The following is a 23,048-nucleotide window of genomic DNA, read 5'->3' on the forward strand; positions in this document are numbered from 1 at the left end:
GGAGACGATCATGAAGCGTCATGCAACCGCGATCTGGAACGGCGCGCTGGCGACCGGCAAGGGGGCTCTGACCACCCAGTCCGGCGCGCTCGACAACCACGGCTATTCCTTCAAGGCCCGGTTCGAGGACGAATCCGGCAAGTCCGGCACCAATCCGGAAGAGCTTCTGGCCGCCGCCCATGCCGGCTGCTTCGCCATGCAGCTGTCGCATTTCCTGGCCGAGAACGGCACGCCCGCCGACGAGCTGAAGGCGCGCGCCGTGGTCAGCGTCGAACAGGCCGCCGCTGGCGGCTTCGAGGTCCGCTCCAGCGCCATCACGCTGGAAGCCAAGGTGCCCGGCATCGACGACGGCACGTTCCAGTCGCTCGCCACCAAGGCCAAGGAAGGCTGCCCGATCTCGAAGGCGCTCGGCGCGATCGAGGTCTCGCTGGACGCCAAACTCGTCTGACAAGTCCGAAGGGGCTCGCCGCGCCGGCGGGCCTCTTCGCCCGGGCGGTCCACGAGCCGGCTGAGCCGCCGCGCTCAGTCCGGCCGCTTGCGCCCGTAGAGTTCGAGCCGGTGGAAGACGATCTCGTAGCCGAGTTCGCGGGCGATCTCGTCCTGCAGCGCCTCGATCCGGTCGGAGCGGAATTCGATCACCGCCCCCGTGTCCATGTCGATCAGATGATCGTGATGGGCGCTGTCCGCCTGTTCGAAGCGCGAGGGGCCGTTGGCGAAGGCGTGGCGATGGATCGCACCCTTCTCCTCCAGAAGCCGCATGGTGCGATAGACGGTGGACAGCGAGATCGAGGGATCGACGGCCGAGGCGCGGCGGAAGATTTCCAGCGCGTCGGGGTGATCGCCGCCTTCGCTGAGAATGCGCAGGATCGTCTTGCGCGGCCGTGTGATGCGCACACCCGCCTCGCGCAACAGGGTCTCGTAGTCGAGCGCTTCGTTCGCCGTGGTCATGTTCGCTCTCTACAAGCAAACTGCATCGGGCGCGAGACGTCTCGCATCGCCGGCAGGCTCGCGCGGCGCCTTTCCACCGGACGCGCGAACCCGGCCCGGCTTCGACGCGACGGTCTGACTCCACCTATTTCTGCAAATCATTTGCATTTGCATTGACCGATCACGAGTTTGCGATTAGCTCTGCCCCCAGTCCAGTCGAGGATCGTTTTCCATGTCGCGTCAGGCCGAGGCCGAGATCGCCCCTTCGCACGCCAACCCGCCCGATCAGCAGGGCTTTGCGCAGGGTCGCGGCGAGGGGTCGCTGCACCAGTCCTTCCGCAGCGTGAGCATCGGCGAGGGCGGGACGTTCTTCCGGCGTTTCCTCGCCTTTCTCGGCCCCGGCTATCTCGTGGCCGTCGGCTATATGGACCCCGGCAACTGGGCGACCTCGCTCGCGGGCGGCTCGGAGTTCGGCTACACGCTGCTCTTCGCGGTGCTTCTGTCCTCGCTGATGGCGATCGTCCTGCAGGCGCTCTGCGCGCGCCTCGCCATCGCCACGGGCCGCGACCTCGCGCAGGCCTGCCGCGACGCCTATCCCAAGCCCGTGTCCTTCGGTCTCTGGCTTCTGGCCGAACTCGCCATCGTCGCGACCGATCTCGCCGAGGTGATCGGCACGGCGATCGCGCTGAAGCTCCTGTTCGGCCTGCCGCTGGAATGGGGCGTCGTCGTCACCGCGCTCGACGTCTTCGTGATCCTCTGGCTCCAGTCGCGCGGCTTTCGCTATGTCGAGGCCTTCGTGGCGACCATGATCCTGGTGATCGCGATCTGCTTCGTCGGCCAGCTTTTCCTGGCCCAACCCTCGATCGCGGCGATCGCGGCCGGCTTCCTGCCCTCCTCCTCGATCGTCACCGACGAGCGGCAGCTCTATCTCGCGCTCGGCATTCTCGGCGCGACCGTCATGCCGCACAATCTCTACCTGCACACCGGCATCGTGCAGACCCGCGCCTATCGCGAGGACGAGGCGGGCAAGCGCGAGGCGATCCGCTTCGCCACCGCCGATTCCACCCTGGCGCTCGGCTTCGCGCTGCTCGTCAACGCCTCGATCCTGATCCTGGCGGCCGCCGCCTTCCACGCCAGCGGTCATGGGACGGTGGGCGATCTGGAGGAGGCCCACGCGCTTCTGGCGCCGCTGCTCGGCGCCGCGCTCGCCCCGATCCTCTTTGCGGTCGCGCTCCTGGCCTCCGGCCTGTCCTCCACGGTGACGGCGACGCTGGCCGGCCAGATCGTCATGGAGGGCTTCCTGCGGCTGCGCATCTCGCCGGTTCTGCGCCGGCTGGTGACGCGCGGCCTCGCGATCGTGCCGGCGGCCGGCATCATCATCGCCTATGGCGAGGCGAGCGCCGGCGAGCTTCTCGTGTTCAGCCAGGTCGTCCTGTCGATGCAGCTTCCCTTCGCCGTCGTGCCGCTCGTCCTCATGTCGCGCGACCGCCGGAAGATGGGCGCGTTCCGCGCGCCGGCCTGGCTTCTGGCCATCGCCGTCCTGATCGCGACCCTGATCGTGGTGCTGAACCTGAAGCTCGTGTTCGACTTCGCCCGTCTCGGGTTCGGCGGCTGAGACGATCCAGAACGAAAACGGCGCCCGCAAGGGCGCCGTCCTTCATTCAGCTGAGCGTTCCCGCGGCTCAGGCCGCCTTCTTGCCTGCGGTTCAGGCCGCCTTCTTGGCGCCGAGCAGCTTGCGGTTGACGAGAAGCTCGGCGATCTGGATCGCGTTGAGCGCGGCACCCTTGCGCAGATTGTCGGCGACGACCCACATGTTGAGGCCGTTCTCCAAGGTCTGGTCCTCGCGGATGCGCGAGATATAGGTCGCGTCCTCGCCCGCCGTGTCGATCGGCGTCGCATAGGCGCCGTCCTCGTGCTTGTCGATCACGAGGCAGCCCGGGGCTTCCCGCAGGATCTCGCGCGCCTCGTCGGCGGTGATCGGGTTCTCGAACTCGATGTTCACCGACTCGGAGTGACCGATGAAGACAGGCACGCGCACGGCCGTGCAGGTGACCTTGATCTTCGGGTCGAGCATCTTCTTGGTCTCGGCCATGACCTTCCACTCTTCCTTGGTCGTGCCGTCTTCCATGAAGACGTCGATATGGGGAATGACGTTGAAGGCGATGCGCTTGGTGAACTTCTTGGCGCTGACGGGGTCGGCCACGAACACGGCGCGGCTCTGCTCGAACAGCTCGTCCATGCCTTCCTTGCCCGCGCCCGAAACGGACTGGTAGGTCGAGACCACGACGCGCTTGATCTTGGCCTTCTCGTGCAGCGGCTTCAGCGCCACGACGAGCTGCGCGGTGGAGCAGTTCGGATTGGCGATGATGTAGCGCTGCGTGAAGCCGGTCACGGCGTCGGCGTTCACTTCCGGCACGATCAGCGGCACGTCGGAATCGTAGCGGAAGGCCGAGGAATTATCGATCACGACGCAGCCCTGCGCGCCGATCTTGGGCGCCCATTCCTTGGCGACCGAGCCGCCGGCGGACATGAGGCAGATATCGACGTCGGAGAAGTCGAAGAGTTCGAGCGCCTTGACCTTCAGGGTCTTGTCGCCGAACGAAACCTCGGTGCCCTGGCTGCGGCGGGACGCGAGCGCCACTACTTCGTCGGCCGGGAAGCCGCGTTCGTCCAGGATGTTGAGCATTTCGCGGCCGACATTGCCCGTCGCGCCGACCACTGCAACCTTGTAACCCATGGGTCTGACCTGTTCCATCGCCCCCCTCAAGAACTCGTCATGCGCTTCTAGCCCCGTTCCGGGGGCGAGCGGAACGAGGGTCAGGGCGTAATCGTGGTTTTGGTCAAAAGCGCGGACATGGGTTCCTCATGCGCCAGCCCGCTCGCCCTGTCAATCGTCCCGAATGCGCGAAGCGGGTTTCAGGCTTGCGGCCGGCTTTGGAATGGGTCTATGTAATATTATAACATTACAGAGGAGACCCGCATGGGCCGCTATCGCTGCGAAGAGGTGCCGACCGATACCCGCCTTCCCGTCACCGTCCTGTCCGGCTTTCTCGGGGCGGGCAAGACGACGCTGCTCAACCACATCCTCAACAATCGCGAGGGGCGGCGCGTCGCCGTCATTGTCAACGACATGAGCGAGGTGAATATCGACGCCGATCTCGTGCGCGAGGGCGGGGCCGACCTGTCGCGCACCGACGAGACGCTGGTGGAGATGACGAACGGCTGCATCTGCTGCACGCTGCGCGGCGATCTGATGGAGGAGGTGAAACGCCTCACCGAGGAAGGGCGCTTCGACTATCTCCTGATCGAGGGCACGGGCATCGCCGAGCCGCTGCCCGTGGCGGCCACCTTCTCGTTCCGCGACGAGGCGGGCGAGAGCCTGTCGGACCGCGCGCGGCTCGACACGATGGTGACGGTGGTGGACGCCTCCAGCTTGCTGCGCGACTACGGCTCGCACCAGCTCCTCGCCGAGCGCGGCGAAACGGCGGGCGACGGGGACGAGCGCACGCTGGTCGATCTCCTCGTGGAGCAGATCGAGTTCGCCGACGTCGTCGTCATCAACAAGGCCTCCGAGGTCGACAAGCTGACGCTCGGCGCGGTGCGCTCCGTGGTGAAGGGGCTGAACCCGACCGCTCGCCTCGTGGAAACCGATTTCGGCCGCGTGCCCTTGGATCAGGTGCTCGACACCGGCCTCTTCCACGAGGAAACCGCGCAGACGCATCCGCTCTGGTACAAGGAGCTTTACGAGCCCGAGGCGCACAAGCCCGAAACCGAGGAATACGGCGTTTCGAGCTTCGTCTACCGGGCGCGCCGGCCTTTCGACCCCCAGCGCTTCGACGCTTTCGTGAAGGCGACCTGGCCGGGTCTCATCCGCGCCAAGGGCCATTTCTGGCTGGCGACGCGGCCGGACTGGGTGGGCGAGTTCTCGCTGGCCGGGGCGGTGGCGCGCGTGTCGGGCCTCGGGCGCTGGTGGGCGGCGGTGCCGCGCGAGCGCTGGCCCGATGTGCCGGAATGGCAGGACCTCCTGCGCCGCAACTGGTCCGCGCCCTGGGGCGACCGGCGGCAGGAACTCGTCTTCATCGGTGCGGGCATGGACGAGGCGGCGATCCGCGCGGCGCTGGACGATTGCCTCGTCGGCCCGGCGGACGCGTTCGAGGCCTCCCGCTTCCGCGCCTTGCCCGACCCGTTCCCGCAATGGGGCCGCGCGGCCTGAGGCGCATCAAAAAAGGCCGGCCTCGCTTCGGGCGAGACCGGCCTTCGTTTTTCAGCGTCTCAGGATCAGACGCGGCGATCGGGATAGGGCGTGCCGGCCGGCTGCGGCGTCGCCGAGCGACGGGCGCCGCGCTGGGCGATCTTCTTGGTGACCCAACCCACGAACAGGGCCTTGATGATGCTGCGGATCATGAGATGTTCCTCCAGAGAGCGATGCAGTGCGTTGGAGGCAGAATGCGGCCAAGCTCTTGAGGTTCCTGCACAAGCACGCGGATCGCGTTCCCGTGATCGATCATGAATTGTGTCCGGAAAGGGGCGGTGCAACTTCCCATTTCTTAAAAATGGGTTAGCCTCTTCGACCGGCGCTGGGAGGCGCCGCCGCCGTTTCGCGGCCAGGGAGGACAACGCGTGAGCACTTATTCCAGGAGCGCCGATCCGGCGCTCGAACGCCAACCCATGACGAAGCGCGAGCGCAAGGTGATCATCGCCTCCTCGCTCGGCACCGTCTTCGAGTGGTACGACTTCTATCTCTACGGAACGCTGGCCGCGATCATCGGCAAGCAGTTCTTCTCGCAGTTTCCGCCGGCGACGCAGGCCATCTTCGCGCTTCTGACCTTCGCGGCGGGCTTCCTCGTGCGCCCCTTCGGCGCGCTGGTCTTCGGGCGCCTCGGCGATCTCGTGGGGCGTAAATACACGTTCCTTCTGACGATCCTGATCATGGGCCTGTCGACCTTCGCGGTCGGCCTCCTGCCGGGCTACGAGCAGATCGGCATCGCCGCGCCCATCATCCTCGTCGCGCTGCGCATGGCGCAGGGGTTGGCGCTCGGCGGCGAATATGGCGGCGCGGTGGTCTATGTGGCCGAGCATTCGCCGCGCAACCGGCGCGGCTTCTACACGGCCTGGATTCAGACCACGGCGACCATGGGTCTTCTCCTGTCGCTCTTCGTGATCGTGACGCTGCGCATCAATCTGGGCGAAGACGCCTTCCAGACCTCGCAGCCGCTGTTCTTCGGGCTGACGGGCGGCTGGCGCATTCCCTTCCTCCTGTCGATCGTCCTGCTTCTGATCTCGATCTATATCCGTCTTCAGATGCACGAATCGCCGATCTTCCAGAAGATGAAGGAAGAGGGCACCCAGTCCAAGGCGCCGCTCTCGGAAGCCTTCGGCAACTGGAAGAACGGCAAGATCGTCCTGATCGCGCTGTTCGGCCTCGTGATCGGTCAGGCCGTGGTCTGGTACACCGGCCAGTTCTACGCGCTGTTCTTCCTCCAGACGGTCCTCAAGATCGACCTTCTGACGGCGAACGTCCTGATCGCCTGGGCGCTGATCATCGCCACGCCCTTCTTCCTCGTGTTCGGCTCGCTGTCGGACCGGATCGGACGCAAGCCGGTGATCCTCGCCGGCTGCCTGCTCGCGGCGGCGACCTACTTCCCGCTGTTCAACGCGCTGACCAACGCGGCCAACCCGACCTATGCCAACGCGATCCAGACCGTGCGGGCCGAGGTCGTCGCCGATCCCGCCACCTGCGGCTCGCTGTTCGATCCGGTCGGCATCCGCACCTTCACCAGCCCCTGCGATGTCATGCGCCGCACCATGTCGCAGCAGGCCTTCCGCTACACGCAGGTCAACGCCCCGGCCGGCACGCCGACGCAACTCGTCGTCAACGGCGGCGCGCCGATCGCCTTCACCGACGCCAAGAGCTTCTCCGAAGCGCTCGGCCCGGCCATGGTCGCGGCCGGCTATCCCGCCGCCAACGATCCGGCCAAGGTCAAGATCGACGGCTTCTTCTCCGCGCTCGGCTCGGCCCAGGCGCTGAAGGTCATCGCGATCCTGACGGTGATGGTGATCTACGTGACCATCGTCTACGGCCCGATCGCCGCCGCGCTCGTGGAGTTCTTCCCGACGCGCATCCGCTACACCGCCATGTCCTTGCCCTATCATATCGGCAACGGCTGGTTCGGCGGCCTGCTGCCGGCGACCTCCTTCGCGATCGTCGCCTCCACGGGCGATATCTTCGCGGGGCTCTGGTACCCGGTCTTCTTTGCGCTTCTGACCGTCGTCATCGGCGTGATCTTCGTGCGCGAAAAGAAGGGCGTCGATCTCGCCGACTGATCGGCGCGTTGGAGGAGAAGCCTCAAACGAAAACCGCCGCCCCGGGAGACCGGGGCGGCGGTTTCGTCTTGCGGGCAGGGAAGAGGATCAGGCGGCGAGCTTGCGGCGGAACGCGTCGAGCACCGCGTCGCCCATCTCGGTCGTGCCGACCTCGCGGCAGCCCGGCGCCATGATGTCGCCGGTGCGCGTGCCCGATTCCAGAACCTCGGCGATCGCCGCTTCCAGCTTGTCGGCCTCGTCCACCATCGCGAAGGAATAGCGCAGCATCATCGCGAAGGAGGCGATCATGGCGATCGGGTTGGCGATGCCCCGGCCGGCGATGTCGGGGGCCGAGCCGTGCACCGGCTCGTACATGGCGCGGCGCTGGCCGCTCGTCTCGTCCGGGGCGCCGAGCGAAGCGGAGGGCAGCATGCCGAGCGAGCCGGTCAGCATGGCCGCGATGTCGGACAGCATGTCGCCGAAGAGATTGTCGGTGACGATGACGTCGAACTGCTTGGGCGCGCGCACGAGCTGCATGCCGCCGGCATCCGCCAGCATGTGGTCGAGCGCGACGTCCGCGTAGCCCTTGTGGGTTTCGGTCACGACCTGGTTCCACAGGACGCCCGACTTCATGACGTTGCGCTTTTCCATGGACGTCACCTTGCCCCGGCGCGTGCGGGCGAGCTCGAAGGCGACCTTCGCGATGCGCTCGATCTCGTAGGTGTCGTAGATCTGCGTGTCGATGCCGCGCTTCTGGCCGTTGCCGAGATCCACGATCTCCTTGGGCTCGCCGAAATACACGCCGCCCGTCAGCTCGCGCACGATCAGGATGTCGAGCCCGTCCACCAGCTCGCGCTTGAGCGAGGAGGCTTCGGCGAGCGCCGGATAGCAGATGGCGGGGCGCAGGTTGGCGAACAGCGCCATGTCCTTGCGCAGGCGCAGGAGGCCCGCCTCGGGGCGCTTCTCGTAAGCGACGCCGTCCCATTTCGGGCCGCCGACCGCGCCGAAGAGCACGGCGTCCGCGCCCATGGCGAGCGCCATGTCCTCGTCCGAGATCGGCACGCCATGGGCGTCCAGCGCCGCGCCGCCGACAAGGCCCTTCTGCGTCTCGAAACCGGCCGCGCGCTCGGCGTTCAGGAGGGAGACGAGCTTTTCGACCTCGGTCATGGCCTCCGGTCCGATACCGTCGCCGGGAAGAAGAAGAAGCTTGCGCGTGGTCATGAGGGTCCCCCAAAGGCTCCAGGCCGCCGGTCCTGCGGCGCGTCGTCCGGGTCGTAGCGGCAGGCCCCGCCGACCGCAAGCGCCGAGCCCCTCCCGCCGATATTCGCCGAGGCCTTCAGGCTTTCTTGACTCCGTTTGGAAGGCACTTGTCGCGGCGGCGGTCCATCAATGTCTTTGCAACTAAGAAAGGCGAACCATCGACCGAACGATGCCGGCAGAAGCATTGCGGGGCAGCGAGAGAGAGGGTGCCTTGAAACTCAGCATTAAAACCAAGCTGGCCATGGGGTTTGGCTCCGTTCTTCTCATGTTCGCCGCCACGGGGGTGATCGGCCTCGGCGAACTCGGTCGCTCCAACGAGCAGACGGGAGCCTTCACGCAGGGTCCCTTCCAGCAGGTGCAGCGTCTCGGCCAGCTCTATGCCGATCAGGGCCTCGCGCGCAGCGACCTTCAGACCATGATCCTCAGCCAGAAGCCGGAAGAGCTTCAGGGCCTCGGCGAGCGCCTCGACGCGCATGTCCAGTCGATGCGGACGGTGCTGGCCGCCTATGTCGCCGCCCTGCCGGAGGCGCGCCGCGCGGCGGCGGGCGATCTCGAGACGCTTCTCGGCCAGCTGACCGGCGCCTTCGACGAGGCACGGCCCTTCGCCTCCACCACGTTCCGCAGCGATGCGATCAAGGCGATGAGCAAGGCCGAGCCGATCGGCATCGAGATCACCAACGTCCTGCAGCAGCTTCAAAGCACCTTCCGCGCCGCGCCGCAGACACCGCTGATGACGATCTCCATCAACACATTGTCGGACATGCGGGCGCGCTTTCCCGAAATGCGGATGATCGCCAATCAGGTCCTGGTGGAAAACGACGACGCCAAGCTGAAGGCGCTGTCGCAGCTCCTCACCGCGCGTCAGGCGCAGTTCGGCGCCTTCATCACCCAGCTGAAATCGGCGACGCCGGAAAACTTCCAGCCCAAGCTCGCTTCGCTGGAAAAGCGCTGGGGCCAGTTCAAGGAGGCGATGGACGGCTGGGTGTCGGGCGGCGTCGCCAATGACAGCGGCCGGGCCCGCACCCTCTTCAACACCAAGATCGTGCCCCTGGCGCAGGCGTTCGAAACGCGCCTGTCCGAACAGAAGAAGGTCGAGGCCGACACCGCCGCCGCCGTGGTCGAAAGCGGCAACAAGGCTTTTGCGGAAACGCGCCTGTTCCTGGTCGCGGTGATCGGCGGCGCGATCCTTCTGGGTCTCGGCATCGCCGCCTGGCTCGGCCTGTCGATCTCGCGCGGCCTGTCGCGCTCGGTGACGCTCGCCCGCCAGATCGGCTCGGGCGACCTGACGCACCGGATCGAGGCCAAGGGACGCGACGAGATCGCCGAGTTGCAGCGGGCGATGAGCGACATGACCGTGAAGCTCTCCGAAATCGTCTCGGGCGTGCGGAACTCGTCCTCGCTGGTCGCCGCCGGTTCCGCCCGCTCGGCCGAGACCGCCGAGCGCCTGTCGTCGGGATCGACCGAACAGGCCGCCGCGTCCGAGCAGGCCTCTGCCGCGATCGAGGAAATGTCGGCCAATATCCGTCAGAACGCAGACAACGCCTCCACGACCGAGAAGATCGCGGCGCAGGCCGCCGAGCATGCCGGAACGACCGGCGAGGCCGTGGCGCAGTCCACGAAGGCGATGCGCGCAATCGCCGAGAAGATCGCGGTGGTGCAGGAGATCGCGCGCCAGACCGACCTTTTGGCGCTGAACGCCGCCATCGAAGCCGCCCGTGCCGGCCAGCATGGCAAGGGCTTTGCGGTGGTCGCGTCCGAAGTGCGCAAGCTCGCCGAGCGCAGCCAAGCGGCCGCGAGCGAGATCGGGGAACTGTCCACCAAGACCCTCGTCGTCGCCGAGGAAGCGGGCACGCGTCTGGAACGGCTGGTGCCGGATATCCGAAAGACGGCGGAACTCGTGTCCGAGATTTCGGCGGCCTGCCGCGAGCAGTCGATCGGCGTCGAGCAGATCAACCAGGCGATCCAGCAGCTCGATCAGGTGACGCAGGCCAATGCCGGCGCGGCCGGCGAGATGACGGCGACCGCCGAGCAGCTCGCGGCGGAAGCGGGGCGGCTGGAAGAGCGCGCGGGCTATTTCCGCATGACGGATGCCGAGCGCGAGCATCTTCTCCAGGCGGAAGCGGCCGAAATCGAAGCGACGAACCGGCAGATGGAGCGCGAAAAGGCGCGGCGCGTCGAGGCCCCCACGAAGTCCGCGTCCTCCAAATCCGCCTCTTCCAAGCCGGCTTCCGCCAAGTCCGCCCCCGCCAAGCCGGTCGCGGCGGCCCCGTCCAAGCCGGTCCGCGCAGCGAAGGCGCCGGTCGCGGCGGTGGCGGATGACGATCTCTTCGCGGATGGCGGCGACAACCCCGTCCATTCGCTCCAGGCCAAGGCGGCGGACTTCGCGGCGCGCCCGAGCAGCGGGACGTCCAAGGGCGGCTTCGCGCTGGATCTCGGCGGCGACGACGGCTTCGAGCGCATGAGCCGCTAAGGGCTCGCGAGCCCCGTTCCAGGACACGAAAGCCCGGCGCGACCGCTCGCGCCGGGCTTCTGTCATGAGAGGGCTCGGCGGGTCAGTCGGCGCGGCGCGCCGTCGCCTCGATCTCGACCTTCATTTCGGGGCGGATCAGCCCGGCCACGATCATGGTGGCGGCGGGCCGGATCTCCGCGAACCAGCGCCCCGTCCCCTCGCAGACCGGCCCGAGCGCGACGGCGCGGCTGTAGCCCGCCTCGTCTCGAAGGGCGAGCCCGTCGAGACGGCCGGCGATCCGCCATCGTCACGCCCAGGGGCGCTCTGCGCCGACGCGCTCTTCGAAGCCGGTGATCGAGGCTTCGCGCTCCAGCGTCAGGCCGATATCGTCGAGCCCGTTGATGAGGCAGTGCTTGCGGAACGGGTCCATCTCGAAATGAACCGTGCCGCCGTCCGGCCGGCGGATTTCCTGCGCTTCGAGATCGACGCTGAGCGTGGCGTTGGAGCCCTTCTCGGCGTCGCCCATCAGCGCGTCCAGCTCGGCCTGGCTGACGCGGATCGGCAGAATGCCGTTCTTGAAGCAGTTGTTGTAGAAGATGTCGGCAAAGGACGTGGAGATCACGCAGCGGATGCCGAAGTCGAGCAGCGCCCAGGGCGCGTGCTCGCGCGAGGAGCCGCATCCGAAATTGTCGCCCGCCACCAGGATCTCGGCCTTGCGATAGGCCGGGCGGTTGAGGACGAAGCTTTCGTCTTCCGACCCGTCTTCCTTGTAGCGCAGATTGGCGAAGAGGCCGACGCCGAGGCCCGTGCGCTTGATCGTCTTCAGATAGTCCTTGGGAATGATCATGTCGGTGTCGACATTGAGGATCGGAAGCGGCGCGGCCACGCCGGTCAGTTGGTCGAACTTCTGCATGGCTTCGATCCTTTCCTGTTCGCTCGCGCGCTGCTCTTCAACGCTGCGCTAGGGTCCGTCCCGTTCGTTACACCTCCCGGGCGTCCCGGTCCAAGCGCTTTCGCACAACGCGATCGAGCGCTGGCCCTCGCAAAAATCGTATCGCGATAGAAAAACATGTTGCATTAATTATCGCGATAATTTATTGAGGGCGTCAACAAAGGATCTGCCCCATGACCCGCTCCTCTTCGCATCTCACCCTGGACGAAAAGCTCTGCTTCTCGCTCTATGGTGCGTCCATGGCGGTGGGGCGCACCTACAAGCCGATCCTCGACCAGCTGGGCCTCACCTATCCGCAATATCTGGTTCTCTCGGTTCTCTGGGAGAAGGACGGCATGGCGGTGGGCGCCATCGCGGATCGGCTCGATCTGGAGCCGAGCACGGTGACGCCGCTGGTGAAGCGGCTGGAAGCGGCCGGCTTCGTCACGCGCCGCCGCAATCCGGCCGACGAGCGGCAGGTCACGGTGTCGCTCACCGATCGCGGCCGGGCCATGCGCACTGAGAGCACCTGTCTCGCCGATGCGCTGGTGGCGGGCTCGGGCCTGACGCTGGAACGGCTCGCCGCGCTGAACCGCGAGGTCCGCGCCCTGCGCGAGGCGCTGGCCGAGAAGGTCGAGCCCTGAGCGAGCCGGCCTGATTTCGTTCAACGGTCCGCTGATGGGCGGGCCGATCCCTCTCCCAACCGGGCCGTGTTCGGCCCCTGTTTCGAAGTCCCAAGGAGACAAGTCCATGCCTGTTGACGTCATCTACAAGACCAAGGCCACGGCAAATGGCGGCGGCCGCGACGGTGCGGCGCGTTCGGACGACGGTTCGGTCGACGTCAAGCTCGTGGTTCCCAAGGAAATGGGCGGCCCCGGCGGCGTCGGCGCCAATCCCGAGAAGCTCTTTGCCGCCGGCTATTCGGCCTGCTTCCTCGGCGCCATGCGCGCGGTCTCGTCCAAGGTCGGGGTCAAGGTTCCGGCCGAGGCGACGGTGACGGCCGAAGTCGGCTTCGGCCCGCGCTCGGAAGGCGGCTACGGCATCACCGCGGACCTCACGATCGACCTGCCGGGCGTCGATCGCGCCGAGGCCAAGAAGCTGATCGCCGCCGCGCACGAGGTCTGCCCCTATTCCAACGCCACGCGCAACAATGTCGATGTCGGCCTGACGCTCGCCTGAGCGCGAAGCTCGACCAAGCGCGAAGCTCGACCGAGCGCGAAGCTTGGCTGAGTGCGAAGCTTGGCTGAGCCCTCATCGCCGAGCCCGATCCGAGGCCGGGGCGCATTCGCGCTCCGGCCTTTTTCGTGCCCCTCCCGGTCGCGCCCGCCTTGAACCGGCCGAGGGGATCGGGCAGACCTTCACGCCATGACCGAAGCCGAGCCGCTCCTGCGATCCGTTCTCTTCGTGCCCGCCGCCAATGGCCGGGCGCTCGACAAATCGATCAGCCTGACCGCCGACGCGCTGATCTTCGATCTGGAGGATTCCGCCGCCGACGAGGAAAAGGACGCCGCGCGCGAGCGCCTGCGCGCCCATCTCCTCGCCCGGCCCCAAGGCCGAGCCTTGCGCGTCGTGCGCATCAACCCGCTCGCCACGCGGCACGGCACGGAAGACCTCCTGATGGCCCGCGCGGCCCGCGTCGACGTCGTTCTCCTGCCCAAGGTCGAGAGCCCGCGCCAGTTGCACGAGGCCGACGACGCGCTGGTGGAAACCGACGCGCCGGAGCGCCTCCGGCTCTGGGCCATGGTGGAAACGCCGAAGGGCGTGCGCCATGCCGCCGAGATCGCCGAGGCGCGGCTGCGCCACCGGCTCGGCGCGCTCGCGATCGGGCCGAACGATCTCGTCTCGGCCGCCGATCTCCAGCTCTCGTCCGGCCGGCCCGAACTCATGCCCTGGCTTGGGCCCGCTCTCGTCGCCGGCAAGGCGGCGGGCGTTCCCGTGCTCGACGGCGTCTGGTCCGATCTCGCCGATATCAGGGGCTTCGAAGCCGAATGCGCGCAGGCGCGCCGCATGGGCTTTGCCGGCAAAACGCTGATTCATCCCGCGCAGATCGCGGGCGCCAACGCCGCCTTCGCGCCCTCGCAAGACGAGATCGAGCGGGCCCGTCGCCTCGTCGCCGCCTTTGCCGCGCCGGAACAGGCCGGGCGCGGTGTCATTCGCCACGAAGGGCGGATGGTGGAACTCTTGCATTTGCACGCGGCCGAGCGCCTTCTTGCCCGCGCCGCCTCGATCGAGGAAAGGACCGATCCTTGAAGCTTTATCGCCTGCTCACCGGCGTCGACGACGCCGCCTTCTGCCACCGGGTCTCGCTCGCCCTCTCCAAGGGCTGGGAGCTCGCCGGCAGCCCGGCCTATGCGTTCGACGCCAAGGAAGGCGTGATGAAATGCGCCCAGCCGATGACCAAGGTCGTCGAGGGCAAGGAGTACGATCCCTCCATGAAGCTCGGCGAGCAATGAACCCGCTCCGCTTCGGCCAGCTCGGTCTCCAGGCCGGGCGCGAGGGGTTACGGCATGGCGAAGCCGCGCTTCGCCAGAGCGAAGCCGGCTTGCGCCGGGCGGAAACCACCTTGCGCGCGCTCGGCGCGCTCAAGGGCGCGCCGTTCGACAGGGGAGCCGAAGCGCTGCGCCGGGCCGGCGACGCGGTTCAGGTCGGCCGGGACGCCCTCAGCCGGGGCGAGGCGGGCCTTGCGCGCGGCGAAGAAGGGCTTCGCCGGGGCGAAGAAGGCCTCCGTCGGGGCGAAGCGGCGCTGCGCCAAGCCGAAGAGCGGCTGCGGCGCAGAAGCGCGCGCCCTTCTTGAGGCGCTGGGGTCAGGCGCTTCTCGCCGCGCCGCTCGCGCTCGCCGCGAGCCTTATGGGCCTCGCGCTTCTGGCGCTCGCCATCCCGCGCGCGCCCGAAGCCCGCTTTCCGCCACCCGAAGCCGGCAACGAGCGGGTCGTGCTTCTGGCCGCCAACCCGATCCACACCGACATTCTCCTGCCCGCGACGCCCGACATCCTCGCGCGCTTCGCTTTTCTCTCCGGCGACGGGCTGCCGCTCGACGACCCGCGCGTCGGCGCGATCGCGATCGGCTGGGGCGGGCGCGCCTTCTACACGCAGACGCCGGAATGGCGCGACCTGACGCCGGGCGCGGTCTGGCACTCCGTCACCTACGACCGCTCGGTGCTGCATCTCTCGCTCGCCCCGGCGCTGACCGGCGAGGAGCCGGGCCTGCGCCGCCTGACATTGAGTGAGCCGGCTTTCCAGGCGCTCCTGCGCTTCATCGAGGCGAGCTTCGCGCGCACCCCATCCGGCGCGCCCGATATCCTGCCCGGCTTTTCCTACGGCCCCTATGACCGCTTCTACGAAGCACGCGGCGGCTTCAATCTCCTGTTCGGCTGCAACACCTGGACCGCCGAGGCCTTGCGCCAAGCCGGCCTCACCACCAGCCTCTGGTCCCCCTTGCCCCCGCTTCTGCTCTGGGGGCTGGACTGGCATGAGGGGTGAGGCTTCAGCCCTTTCACGAAAGGAACCTGCGAGGACGCATCCAGCGCCCTATGCTAAGGATGACCCAAAGGCGGGAGTGCAGCATGGAAGCGGCCGAGCGCGCAGAGGTCTCGACGGAGACGTTCCTCGGTTGGATCGCAACGCAGGAGGGGCGGTTCGAACTCGTCGATGGCCAGATCGTCGAGATGATGGCGGGCGCCAAGCAGGGGCACAACGTCGTCGTCGCCAACATCGTCATGTCCGTGGGGCCGCAAGCCAAATCCGGCGGATGCCGGACGACGGCCAGCGACACGGCCGTTCAGACGGGTGCGAACACCATTCGCTATCCCGACATCGTCGTGGATTGCGGGCCGCCCGACCCGGACGCCACGATCGCCGAGAATCCCAAGCTGGTGGTGGAGGTCTCGTCCCCCGGCACGAGCCTCGTCGACACGACCGACAAGCTGGACGAATATCAGCGCCATCCCGCGATCCGGCTCATCCTGTTCGTCGAACCCACCCTTCTTTCCGTCAAGCTCTATAGACGGAGCGAGCAAGGGCGATGGGAGGCCGAGAAATACGAGAATCTCGACGCCGTGATCGACATGCCGGAAATCGGGGCCGTTCTTGCCTTGCGGGACATCTACGACACGATCACGCCCCGTCCGCGCCCACGCTTGCAGGTGATCGACACGGCCGACGGTTCGACGCCGCGTTGATCCCAAGCGCGAGGCGCTCGCGCCCGATCAATCCGCCTCGGCCTCCAGCGCTTCCATGTCTTCGTCGGACAGGCCGAAATGGTGGCCGATCTCGTGGATCAGGACGTGGGAGACGAGGGCGCTGAGGGTTTCCTCGTGCTCGGCCCAATAGTCGAGGATCGGGCGGCGGTAGAGGAGGATGCGGTTGGGGAACTCGCCGGTGGCTCCGACCGCCATCTCGGCCACGGGCCGGCCTTCGAACAGGCCGAGAATGTCGAACGGGCTTTCGAGACTCATCGCCTCGACCACCTCGTCCTCCGGGAAGTCGGCGACGTGGAAGCGGATCTCGCCCGACAGGGCGCGGAATTCGGGCGGCAGCTGCGCATAGGCGTCGAGCGCCAGCGCCTCGATCTCCTCCAGGCTCGGCGCCATGCGCCGGCCCCAGTCCCCCGCCTGATCGAGCTGACCCATCCCCACTCCCTTTCCCGGTCCGACGCAGCCTTCGCCTGTCGTGGCATATCGCTTCGCGTGGGGCGAGCCCGCGCCGGCTCACGAATGCGCGCGGGGGTGCGTCTTTCCACATGAGCGAAAACAGGCGCCCGGTTTTCCACAGGGGGCGCTCGGAGCTGTGCACAAGGAATGTAATCCTTGTCTTTGGCTGATTGACTCGAATCAGCCGCTCTGGAATTCATAGGAACATAGAGGGAACAGATGCCGTTTCGGACGAAGCCGCGGGGCTGTCGAGGGTTTGTCCGAAGGAGACGTTCATGTCGGGGGTCCAACCAAAAGCCGCCTTTGCCGCGCCTTGGGACGAGGGGGTGGCGTCGGATGAGACGCTGGATTTATCCAGACGAAACAACGCCGCGTCAAGTGTTTCGGCGATGTCTCCCTCTTCTGCCGACATGCAAGAGGCGAGCCCGGAGAAAGGGCGGCTCGAGACCTTGCGCGCCGCGATCCGCCGGATCGAGGATCGCCCGGCCGAGACGTGGGAGGCCCCTGGCAAGGCAGAGGCGGGCAGCCGGAGCCAGGCCGACACCCCAAAACGGCAAGAGGAATTTCGTCCTGTCCTGCCCGTTTGTCCGCTCGGCGCGGACGAGGTCGACCGAGCGCTCGGCGGCGGCTTTCCGGAAGCGGGCCTGTCGGAAGTGCGGGTCGAGACCGTGCGGGACGGAGGCGCGGGGCTCGGCTTCGCCCTGGCGCTCGCCGTGCGGCTTGGCGCGTCGCCTCAGCGCCCGCTCGTCTGGATCGCGCCCGCCACGACGCTGACCGATGCCGGCTATCCCTACCGGCCGGGGCTCGTCGCCTTCGGGCTCGACCCCGCCGCGCTGGTCGTGGTGCGGGCGCGCCGCTTGGAAGACGCGCTCTGGGCGGCGGAAGAGGCCGCGCGCTCCGGCGTGCCGGCGCTGACGCTTCTGGAAGTGCAGAACAACCCCGCCGCGCTCTCGCTGGAGGGCTCGCGGCGGCTCCATTGGCGCTCGCGCCATGCGGGGCGGCCGGTTCTCGTCCTGCGCCAGGGCGGATCGGCGGAAACCACCGCCGCGCCCCTGCGGCTTCGCCTGGCCGCCGCCCCGGCGGGCCGCGTGCCCGGTCTGGAGGCACAATCCTGCCTCGGCGCGCCGGCTTTCGCCCTCGGTGTCGAGAAATCCCGCGATGGCCGTCTTGGCCAATTCCATCTGGAGTGGAACGTCCATGAGCGTCGATTCGTCCAAGCCGAGCGTGCCGCCGCGCTTTCTCGCCCTGTTCTTCCCCCGCCTGCCGACGGACCGGCTGCGACGGCAGACATTCGGTCGCTCCTGGCGGCTCGAGACGGAGGGGGCCGACGGGCCGAGCCTCGCCGCCACGCCTCCTGACACCAGCGCCGGCACGCCGATCCTGACGCCGCGCCTCGGCGCGGGCAACGGCCATCGCCCGCCGGCGACCATGCCGCCCGCGACGCTTCGCCCTTCGCAGCGCGAGCCCGCGCCCGGCGCCGAGGCGCTGCGCCCGCTCGCCCTCACCGAGCGGCAGAACGGGGCCGAGCGGCTCGTCGCGCTCTGCGATCTGGCGGCTCGGCTGGGCCTGCGCCCGGGGCTGGGCGTCGCCGAGGCGCGGGCGCGCTTTCCCGAACTGGACCTCGTGGAAAGCGACCGCGCGGCCGACCGACATCTTCTGGAAGCCTTGGCGGACGCGGCCGAGCGTTACACGCCGCTGGTCGCGCTGGATGGGCGGCAGGGCCTCGTTCTCGACATTTCCGGCTGCGCGCATCTCTTCGGCGGGGAAGGGGGCCTGTGCCGCGAGGTCGAGTTGCGCTTTCGCGCGCAGGGCTTCGCGCTCGGCTGGGGCCTCGCCTCGCATCCCGCGCTGGCCTCCGCCCTGGCGCGGCATCGGCCGGGTACATCCCTTGCCGAAGGGGCCGAGCCGCCCGTCGTCGCCGCGCTGCCGACCAGCGCGCTGCGGATCGGGGCGGAGGAACGCGGGCGGCTCGCCCGGCTGGGTCTCGTAACCGTCGGCGATCTCCTGGCGCTGTCGCGCGCGCAGCTCGCGCGCCGTTTCGGCTCGGGGCTTCTGAGCCGGCTCGACGCGCTGACCGGCCGCCATCGCCCGCCGATCGAGCCGCGCCGCTTCGTGGCGCCGCTGACGCGCGAACGCCTCCTGTTCGAGCCGGTGAGCCTGTCGGACGACATCCTGCGCATCGCGAACCATCTGGCGGGTCATCTCAAGCCCGAGCTGGAAGCGCGGGGGCAGGGGGCGCGGCGGCTGGAACTCACCCTGTTTCGCGTCGATGGAAAGGTGGAGCGGCTTCCCGTTCGCAGCGCCCGCCCCTTGCGCGATCCCCGGCGCATCGAGCGGCTCTTCGCCGAGCGGCTGAAGGGGATCGGCGACGATCTCGATGTCGGCTTCGGCTACGATCTCCTGCGCCTCGCGGTGGTCGAGACGGAAGCGATGGGGGAGGCGCAGACGAGCCTTGCCGAGGAGGACAGCGCGCCCGAAGCCCTCGCCGAACTTCTCGACCGCCTGTCCACGCGGCTCGGCGAAACCGCGCTCTTCTCGCTGGAGCCGGACGAGAGCCACCGGCCCGAGCGCGCCCAGCACCGTGTTCAATGGCTGAGCGCGTCGCAGGCGAGCGCGGGCGACATGCCGCTCGCGCCCCGGCCCCTGCGCCTTCTCGTGCCGCCCGAGCCGGTGAGCGCCACGGCCGAGGTGCCGGACGGGCCGATCCGCCAGTTTCGCTGGCGGCGCGCGCATTACCGCGTCGAGCGGATCGAGGGGCCGGAGCGCATCGCGCCCGAATGGTGGCGCGAGGACGCCGCGCCGGAGCGCGACTATTTTCGCGTCGAGGACGAGGGCGGCCGGCGCTACTGGATGTTTCGCGAGGGCGCGCGGCCGGACGGCGCGTCCGGCTGGTTCCTGCACGGGCTCTTCGCGTGACATCGGGCTTTCTGCCCGCCGGCCCGGGCTTTTGCGAGATCGGCGCAGCCTCGACCTTTTCCTTTCTGCGCGGCGTGTCGCAGCCGGGCGAGATGGTGGTGGCCGCGCAGGCTCTCGGCTTGGGCGGCCTCGGCCTTGCCGATCGCAACAGCGTGGCCGGCGTGGTGCGCGCCTATGGGCAGGCCCAGCTGGTGCAGATGCCCTTTCGCGCCGGCACGCGCCTCGTGTTTCAGGACGAGACGCCGGACCTCTTCGCCTATGCGCGCGACCGCGCCGCCTGGGGCCGACTTTGCCGGCTTCTGACGGTTGGAAACCTGCGTGCGCCCAAGGGCGAATGCCATCTGACCTTGGCCGATCTTCTCGAATGGGGCGAAGGTCTGAGCTTGGCGCTGCTCGCGCCGGACGAACTCGGCGGCGACGGGCCAGAAGCGCAGGAGGCCGAACGCCGGCTCAGTCAGGCCTTGGCACCGCTCGTCTCGACCTTTCCCAAAGCCGTGCGCGTGGCGCTGGCCCCGCGCTTCGACGGCGGCGACCGGCGGCGGATCGAGCGCGCCGAGGCGCTGGCGCAACGCTTCAGGGCGCCGCTGCTGGCCACCAACGACGCGCTCTACCATGGCACCGAGCGCCGGCCCCTGAGCGACGTCGTGACCGCCATTCGCGAGCATGTGCCGCTCGCGCAAGCCGGCTTTCGTCTCGCTCGCAATGCCGAGCGCCGGCTGAAACACGAGGGCGAGATGCTGCGCCTGTTTCGCGGGCACGAGGGGGCGATCCGCGAAGCGCGGCGCTTTTTCGAGGAGATCGAGTTCGACCTCGCCAGCCTCAGATACGACTATCCCGACGAGGCATTGGGCCTCTCCGTCACACCGGCCGAGGAGTTGCGGCGCCTCGCCTATGAAGGCGCGGCCTGGCGCTACCATCCCAAGCCCGTCCCCTCCGAGATTTTCGAGCGGATCGAAACGGAGATGAAGCTGATCGAGAAGAAGAAATACGAGCCCTATTTCCTCACCGTCCACCGCATCGTGCAGGCGGCGCGCGATATGAAAATCCTCTGCCAGGGGCGCGGCTCGGCGGCCAATTCGGTCGTCTGCTACTGCATCGGCGTGACGGAGGTTCATCCCGACAAGGCCGGCCTTCTCTTCGACCGCTTCATCTCCGAAGAGCGCGACGAGCCGCCCGATATCGACATCGACTTCGAGCACGAGCGGCGCGACGAGGTGATCCGCTGGATCTACGATTTCTACGGGCGGGACTCGGCCGCGATCGCCGCGACCGTCATCACCTATCGCGCCCGCTCGGCGGCGCGCGAGGTCGGCAAGTGCTTCGGCCTGTCGGAAGACGCCTTGAGTGCTCTCTCAGGTTCGGTCTGGGGCTATTCGGCGAGCGATCTCGGCGAGGCCGAGGCCGAGGCGGCGGGCCTTTCGGCCGGGGATCGCACGACGCGACATGTGCTCGACTTCGCTCATCAGCTCGCCGGCTTTCCGCGCCACCTGTCGCAGCATGTCGGCGGCTTCGTGCTGACGCGCGGGCGCGTGGACGAGACCGTGCCGGTGCTCAACACGGGCAGCAAGGGGCGCATCATCGTCGAGTGGGACAAGGACGATCTCGACACGCTCGGCATCCTCAAGATCGACATTCTGGCGCTCGGCATGCTCTCCTGCCTGCGCCGCGCCTTCGAGATGCTGAACCGGCTTTATCCCGGCGAGGCGACGGGCGACGGGCGGGCGGCCTCGCTCGACACGCTGCCCGTCGAGCCGGAAAACGCGCCGGTCTGGCGCATGACGCACCGGGCCGACACGCTCGGCACGTTCCAGATCGAAAGCCGGGCGCAGATGACCATGCTGCCCAAGCTGAAGCCCAACGAGTTCTACGATCTCGTGATCCAGGTCGCCATCGTGCGACCCGGCCCGATCCAGGGCAACATGGTGCATCCCTATCTCCGGCGGCGCATGGGGCTGGAGGACGCGACCTATCCCAAGGACGAGTTGAAGGAAATTCTCTGGCGCACCTGCGGCGTTCCGCTGTTTCAGGAACAGGCCATGCGCATCGCCATGGTCGCGGCCGGCTTCACGGGCGCCGAGGCCGACAAGCTGCGCCGCGCCATGGCGACCTTCAAGCGCTCGGGGCAGGTGACGCATTTCAAGGAGCGGATGATCTCCGGCATGATCGCCAAGGGGTACGAGCCGGAGTTCGCCGCGCGCTGCTTCAGCCAGATCGAGGGCTTCGGCGAATATGGCTTTCCCGAAAGCCATGCCGCCTCCTTCGCGCTGCTCGTCTACGCCTCGGCCTATATCAAGTGCCACTTCCCGGACGTCTTCGCCGCGAGCCTTCTCAACTCGCAGCCCATGGGCTTCTACGCCCCGGCGCAGATCGTGCGCGACGCGCGCGAGCACGGGGTGGAGGTGCGCGCCGTCTGCGTCAACCGCTCGCGCTGGGATTCGACGCTGGAGCCCGGCCGCTTCGACCCGCGCGACATGCACCCGCGCCATCGCGAGATGGCCGGCGCGATCCGCACGCGCCATGCGCTGCGCCTCGGCCTGCGGCAGGTGAAGGGCCTGGGCGAAGCGGAGATGACGCGGCTGGTCGAGGCGCGCGAAGGGAGCGGCCCGTTCCGCTCGCTTCACGACCTTCGCCAGCGCACCGGCCTGTCGCGCCGCGCCTTGGAGCGGCTGGCCGATGCCGACGCGTTTCAGGACATGGGTCTCAAGCGCCGCGCCGCGCTCTGGGCGGTGCAGGGGCTGGACGAGCCGGTGGAGGACCTGCCACTCTTCGCGGTGGCCAGGGGACCGGACCTGCGCCCCGAGGCGCCCGCCGCGCTGCCCGTGATGCCCGAAGGCGAGGAGGTGGTGAACGACTACCGCTTCCTGTCGCTCTCGCTGAAGGCGCACCCGATCTCCTTCCTGCGCGGACACTTGAGCGATCTCGGCATCGTCCAGACGGCGGCGCTGGATGACGTGAAGCCGGGGCGGCGGGTGGATGTGGCGGGGCTCGTCCTGATCCGCCAGCGGCCGGGCTCGGCCAAGGGCGTCGTCTTCATCACGGTGGAGGACGAAACGGGCGTCGCCAATATCGTGGTCTGGAAGAGCACCTTCGCGCGCTTCCGCTCCGTCGTGCTCGGCGCGCGCTTCATCCGCATTTCCGGCCGCATCCAGCGCGACCATGGCGTGCAGCATCTCGTCGCCGAACACCTGGAGGACCTGTCGCCGCTTCTGGCGCATCTCTCCAAGGGCGGGCTAGAGCGCACCAACACGCTGCAACCGGCCGACCATGTGCGCAAGCCCTTGCGCTATCACGGGACCGAGCGCGCGCTGAAGCGGCCCATTCCGGCCGATGTGGTGGAGGCGGCGAGCGCGCTCGGCGCGGTTCTCTCAAGGGCCGACGAGTTCCGCCGCCCGCAGCCCGAAGGCCGCGTCAACCTGCACCGAACCCCGCGCGAGGGCCGCACCATGCCGGACGTGCCCTGGGAGGAGCGATTGGGCGAGCGGCCGGGCGCGGTGGAGGACGAGGCGCGGCGCACCCATGCCGTCCTGCCCAAGGGGCGCAATTTCCACTGAGAGCCCGTCCGAAAAGTCCGCCGGGTCGGCTCGGCGGTGCTTTCCGGACGGGCTCTGAGGG

21 protein-coding genes and 1 pseudogene are annotated in these 23,048 nt (G+C 68.2%); 15 read left to right on the forward strand and 7 right to left on the reverse strand.

Going from position 1 to position 23,048, the window contains the following annotated elements; all coding sequences use genetic code 11:
* Window positions 1-10 precede the first annotated feature (10 nt).
* The gene (locus B146_RS0101975; RefSeq protein WP_019994734.1) at window positions 11-448 is read left to right on the forward strand and encodes an OsmC family protein; all 438 of its coding nucleotides are present in this window, start codon (window positions 11-13) and stop codon (window positions 446-448) included.
* Window positions 449-522: 74 nt separating this feature from the next.
* On the opposite strand, the gene B146_RS0101980 is transcribed toward B146_RS0101975, so the two are convergent.
* Window positions 523-948 (reverse strand): Fur family transcriptional regulator, encoded by a 426-nt coding sequence (locus B146_RS0101980; protein WP_019994735.1) that lies wholly within the window; start codon window positions 946-948, stop codon window positions 523-525.
* A 211-nt stretch (window positions 949-1,159) separates the two neighbouring features.
* Here B146_RS0101980 and B146_RS0101985 point away from each other — a divergent pair, with 211 nt between their 5' ends.
* The gene (locus B146_RS0101985; RefSeq protein ID WP_019994736.1) at window positions 1,160-2,542 is read left to right on the forward strand and encodes an Nramp family divalent metal transporter; all 1,383 of its coding nucleotides are present in this window, start codon (window positions 1,160-1,162) and stop codon (window positions 2,540-2,542) included.
* A gap of 91 nt (window positions 2,543-2,633) precedes the next feature.
* On the opposite strand, the gene B146_RS0101990 is transcribed toward B146_RS0101985, so the two are convergent.
* Window positions 2,634-3,665, reverse strand: a complete 1,032-nt coding sequence (locus B146_RS0101990) for an aspartate-semialdehyde dehydrogenase (protein WP_019994737.1) — start codon at window positions 3,663-3,665, stop codon at window positions 2,634-2,636.
* Window positions 3,666-3,908: 243 nt separating this feature from the next.
* Here B146_RS0101990 and B146_RS0101995 point away from each other — a divergent pair, with 243 nt between their 5' ends.
* Window positions 3,909-5,141, forward strand: coding sequence for a GTP-binding protein (locus tag B146_RS0101995; RefSeq protein ID WP_019994738.1), 1,233 nt, complete (start codon window positions 3,909-3,911; stop codon window positions 5,139-5,141).
* A gap of 65 nt (window positions 5,142-5,206) precedes the next feature.
* On the opposite strand, the gene B146_RS30055 is transcribed toward B146_RS0101995, so the two are convergent.
* Complete coding sequence (locus B146_RS30055; protein WP_019994739.1) at window positions 5,207-5,332, reverse strand: hypothetical protein; 126 nt, start codon at window positions 5,330-5,332, stop codon at window positions 5,207-5,209.
* Window positions 5,333-5,596: 264 nt separating this feature from the next.
* On the opposite strand from B146_RS30055, the gene B146_RS0102005 reads away from it, so the two are divergent.
* On the forward strand, window positions 5,597-7,252 hold the full coding sequence (locus B146_RS0102005; protein WP_019994740.1) for an MFS transporter: 1,656 nt from the start codon (window positions 5,597-5,599) through the stop codon (window positions 7,250-7,252).
* Window positions 7,253-7,339: 87 nt separating this feature from the next.
* Here the strand turns inward: B146_RS0102005 and leuB are convergent, their stop codons facing one another.
* The gene (leuB, locus tag B146_RS0102010; RefSeq protein WP_019994741.1) at window positions 7,340-8,452 is read right to left on the reverse strand and encodes a 3-isopropylmalate dehydrogenase; all 1,113 of its coding nucleotides are present in this window, start codon (window positions 8,450-8,452) and stop codon (window positions 7,340-7,342) included.
* Window positions 8,453-8,702: 250 nt separating this feature from the next.
* On the opposite strand from leuB, the gene B146_RS24730 reads away from it, so the two are divergent.
* Window positions 8,703-10,961: a HAMP domain-containing methyl-accepting chemotaxis protein gene (locus B146_RS24730; RefSeq protein WP_162141923.1), complete on the forward strand. Its 2,259-nt coding sequence runs from the start codon at window positions 8,703-8,705 to the stop codon at window positions 10,959-10,961.
* A gap of 82 nt (window positions 10,962-11,043) precedes the next feature.
* On the opposite strand, the pseudogene B146_RS29685 reads toward B146_RS24730, so the two are convergent.
* Together B146_RS29685 and leuD are read right to left on the reverse strand one after the other, a co-directional pair.
* Window positions 11,044-11,151, reverse strand: a pseudogene (locus B146_RS29685) (RidA family protein); the annotation flags it as partial.
* A 96-nt stretch (window positions 11,152-11,247) separates the two neighbouring features.
* Window positions 11,248-11,853 carry a 3-isopropylmalate dehydratase small subunit gene (gene leuD / locus B146_RS0102020; RefSeq protein ID WP_019994743.1) on the reverse strand — a complete coding sequence of 202 codons (606 nt, stop codon included), beginning with the start codon at window positions 11,851-11,853 and terminating at the stop codon, window positions 11,248-11,250.
* Window positions 11,854-12,065: 212 nt separating this feature from the next.
* Here leuD and B146_RS0102025 point away from each other — a divergent pair, with 212 nt between their 5' ends.
* From B146_RS0102025 to B146_RS0102055, 7 genes are all read left to right on the forward strand, one after another.
* The gene (locus B146_RS0102025; protein WP_019994744.1) at window positions 12,066-12,515 is read left to right on the forward strand and encodes a MarR family winged helix-turn-helix transcriptional regulator; all 450 of its coding nucleotides are present in this window, start codon (window positions 12,066-12,068) and stop codon (window positions 12,513-12,515) included.
* 106 nt (window positions 12,516-12,621) lie between these two features.
* Window positions 12,622-13,050 (forward strand): organic hydroperoxide resistance protein, encoded by a 429-nt coding sequence (locus B146_RS0102030; RefSeq protein WP_019994745.1) that lies wholly within the window; start codon window positions 12,622-12,624, stop codon window positions 13,048-13,050.
* Window positions 13,051-13,236: 186 nt separating this feature from the next.
* Entirely contained in the window at window positions 13,237-14,121 is an 885-nt protein-coding gene (locus tag B146_RS0102035) for an HpcH/HpaI aldolase/citrate lyase family protein (protein WP_019994746.1), read from the forward strand.
* A complete protein-coding gene (locus B146_RS0102040) occupies window positions 14,118-14,324 on the forward strand; it encodes a DUF1737 domain-containing protein (RefSeq protein ID WP_019994747.1) in 207 nt (68 codons plus the stop codon). Before B146_RS0102035 ends, B146_RS0102040 begins: the two co-directional genes overlap by 4 nt.
* Complete coding sequence (locus B146_RS28850) at window positions 14,321-14,665, forward strand: hypothetical protein (protein ID WP_155897314.1); 345 nt, start codon at window positions 14,321-14,323, stop codon at window positions 14,663-14,665. The genes B146_RS0102040 and B146_RS28850 overlap by 4 nt, the downstream gene beginning before the upstream one ends.
* Complete coding sequence (locus B146_RS0102050; RefSeq protein WP_019994749.1) at window positions 14,662-15,351, forward strand: TIGR02117 family protein; 690 nt, start codon at window positions 14,662-14,664, stop codon at window positions 15,349-15,351. The genes B146_RS28850 and B146_RS0102050 overlap by 4 nt, the downstream gene beginning before the upstream one ends.
* 83 nt (window positions 15,352-15,434) lie before the next feature.
* Window positions 15,435-16,049, forward strand: coding sequence for a Uma2 family endonuclease (locus B146_RS0102055; RefSeq protein WP_019994750.1), 615 nt, complete (start codon window positions 15,435-15,437; stop codon window positions 16,047-16,049).
* A gap of 27 nt (window positions 16,050-16,076) precedes the next feature.
* On the opposite strand, the gene B146_RS0102060 is transcribed toward B146_RS0102055, so the two are convergent.
* Window positions 16,077-16,499: a metallopeptidase family protein gene (locus B146_RS0102060; RefSeq protein WP_019994751.1), complete on the reverse strand. Its 423-nt coding sequence runs from the start codon at window positions 16,497-16,499 to the stop codon at window positions 16,077-16,079.
* A gap of 410 nt (window positions 16,500-16,909) precedes the next feature.
* On the opposite strand from B146_RS0102060, the gene B146_RS24735 reads away from it, so the two are divergent.
* The 3 genes from B146_RS24735 to B146_RS0102075 all read left to right on the forward strand — a co-directional run bounded on the left by B146_RS24735 (window position 16,910) and on the right by B146_RS0102075 (window position 22,987).
* On the forward strand, window positions 16,910-17,878 hold the full coding sequence (locus tag B146_RS24735) for an ImuA family protein (protein ID WP_155897315.1): 969 nt from the start codon (window positions 16,910-16,912) through the stop codon (window positions 17,876-17,878).
* Window positions 17,879-17,948: 70 nt separating this feature from the next.
* On the forward strand, window positions 17,949-19,436 hold the full coding sequence (locus B146_RS24740; protein WP_244498139.1) for a Y-family DNA polymerase: 1,488 nt from the start codon (window positions 17,949-17,951) through the stop codon (window positions 19,434-19,436).
* A gap of 11 nt (window positions 19,437-19,447) precedes the next feature.
* Entirely contained in the window at window positions 19,448-22,987 is a 3,540-nt protein-coding gene (locus tag B146_RS0102075) for an error-prone DNA polymerase (RefSeq protein ID WP_040408191.1), read from the forward strand.
* Window positions 22,988-23,048 lie beyond the last annotated feature (61 nt).

This window comes from Aureimonas ureilytica DSM 18598 = NBRC 106430 (assembly GCF_000382705.1).
GTDB lineage: Bacteria > Pseudomonadota > Alphaproteobacteria > Rhizobiales > Rhizobiaceae > Aureimonas > Aureimonas ureilytica.

What these genes read in the sequence shown, in the direction of transcription:
- B146_RS0101975 (WP_019994734.1), top strand. Translation starts at nt 11, where the DNA reads ATGAAGCGTCATGCAACCGCGATCTGGAACGGCGCGCTGGCGACCGGC.
- B146_RS0101980 (WP_019994735.1), bottom strand. Translation starts at nt 948, where the DNA reads ATGACCACGGCGAACGAAGCGCTCGACTACGAGACCCTGTTGCGCGAG.
- B146_RS0101985 (WP_019994736.1), top strand. Translation starts at nt 1,160, where the DNA reads ATGTCGCGTCAGGCCGAGGCCGAGATCGCCCCTTCGCACGCCAACCCG.
- B146_RS0101990 (WP_019994737.1), bottom strand. Translation starts at nt 3,665, where the DNA reads ATGGGTTACAAGGTTGCAGTGGTCGGCGCGACGGGCAATGTCGGCCGC.
- B146_RS0101995 (WP_019994738.1), top strand. Translation starts at nt 3,909, where the DNA reads ATGGGCCGCTATCGCTGCGAAGAGGTGCCGACCGATACCCGCCTTCCC.
- B146_RS30055 (WP_019994739.1), bottom strand. Translation starts at nt 5,332, where the DNA reads ATGATCCGCAGCATCATCAAGGCCCTGTTCGTGGGTTGGGTCACCAAG.
- B146_RS0102005 (WP_019994740.1), top strand. Translation starts at nt 5,597, where the DNA reads ATGACGAAGCGCGAGCGCAAGGTGATCATCGCCTCCTCGCTCGGCACC.
- leuB (WP_019994741.1), bottom strand. Translation starts at nt 8,452, where the DNA reads ATGACCACGCGCAAGCTTCTTCTTCTTCCCGGCGACGGTATCGGACCG.
- leuD (WP_019994743.1), bottom strand. Translation starts at nt 11,853, where the DNA reads ATGCAGAAGTTCGACCAACTGACCGGCGTGGCCGCGCCGCTTCCGATC.
- B146_RS0102025 (WP_019994744.1), top strand. Translation starts at nt 12,066, where the DNA reads ATGACCCGCTCCTCTTCGCATCTCACCCTGGACGAAAAGCTCTGCTTC.
- B146_RS0102030 (WP_019994745.1), top strand. Translation starts at nt 12,622, where the DNA reads ATGCCTGTTGACGTCATCTACAAGACCAAGGCCACGGCAAATGGCGGC.
- B146_RS0102035 (WP_019994746.1), top strand. Translation starts at nt 13,237, where the DNA reads ATGACCGAAGCCGAGCCGCTCCTGCGATCCGTTCTCTTCGTGCCCGCC.
- B146_RS28850 (WP_155897314.1), top strand. Translation starts at nt 14,321, where the DNA reads ATGAACCCGCTCCGCTTCGGCCAGCTCGGTCTCCAGGCCGGGCGCGAG.
- B146_RS0102055 (WP_019994750.1), top strand. Translation starts at nt 15,435, where the DNA reads ATGGAAGCGGCCGAGCGCGCAGAGGTCTCGACGGAGACGTTCCTCGGT.
- B146_RS0102060 (WP_019994751.1), bottom strand. Translation starts at nt 16,499, where the DNA reads ATGGGTCAGCTCGATCAGGCGGGGGACTGGGGCCGGCGCATGGCGCCG.
- B146_RS24735 (WP_155897315.1), top strand. Translation starts at nt 16,910, where the DNA reads ATGTCTCCCTCTTCTGCCGACATGCAAGAGGCGAGCCCGGAGAAAGGG.
- B146_RS24740 (WP_244498139.1), top strand. Translation starts at nt 17,949, where the DNA reads ATGCCGCCCGCGACGCTTCGCCCTTCGCAGCGCGAGCCCGCGCCCGGC.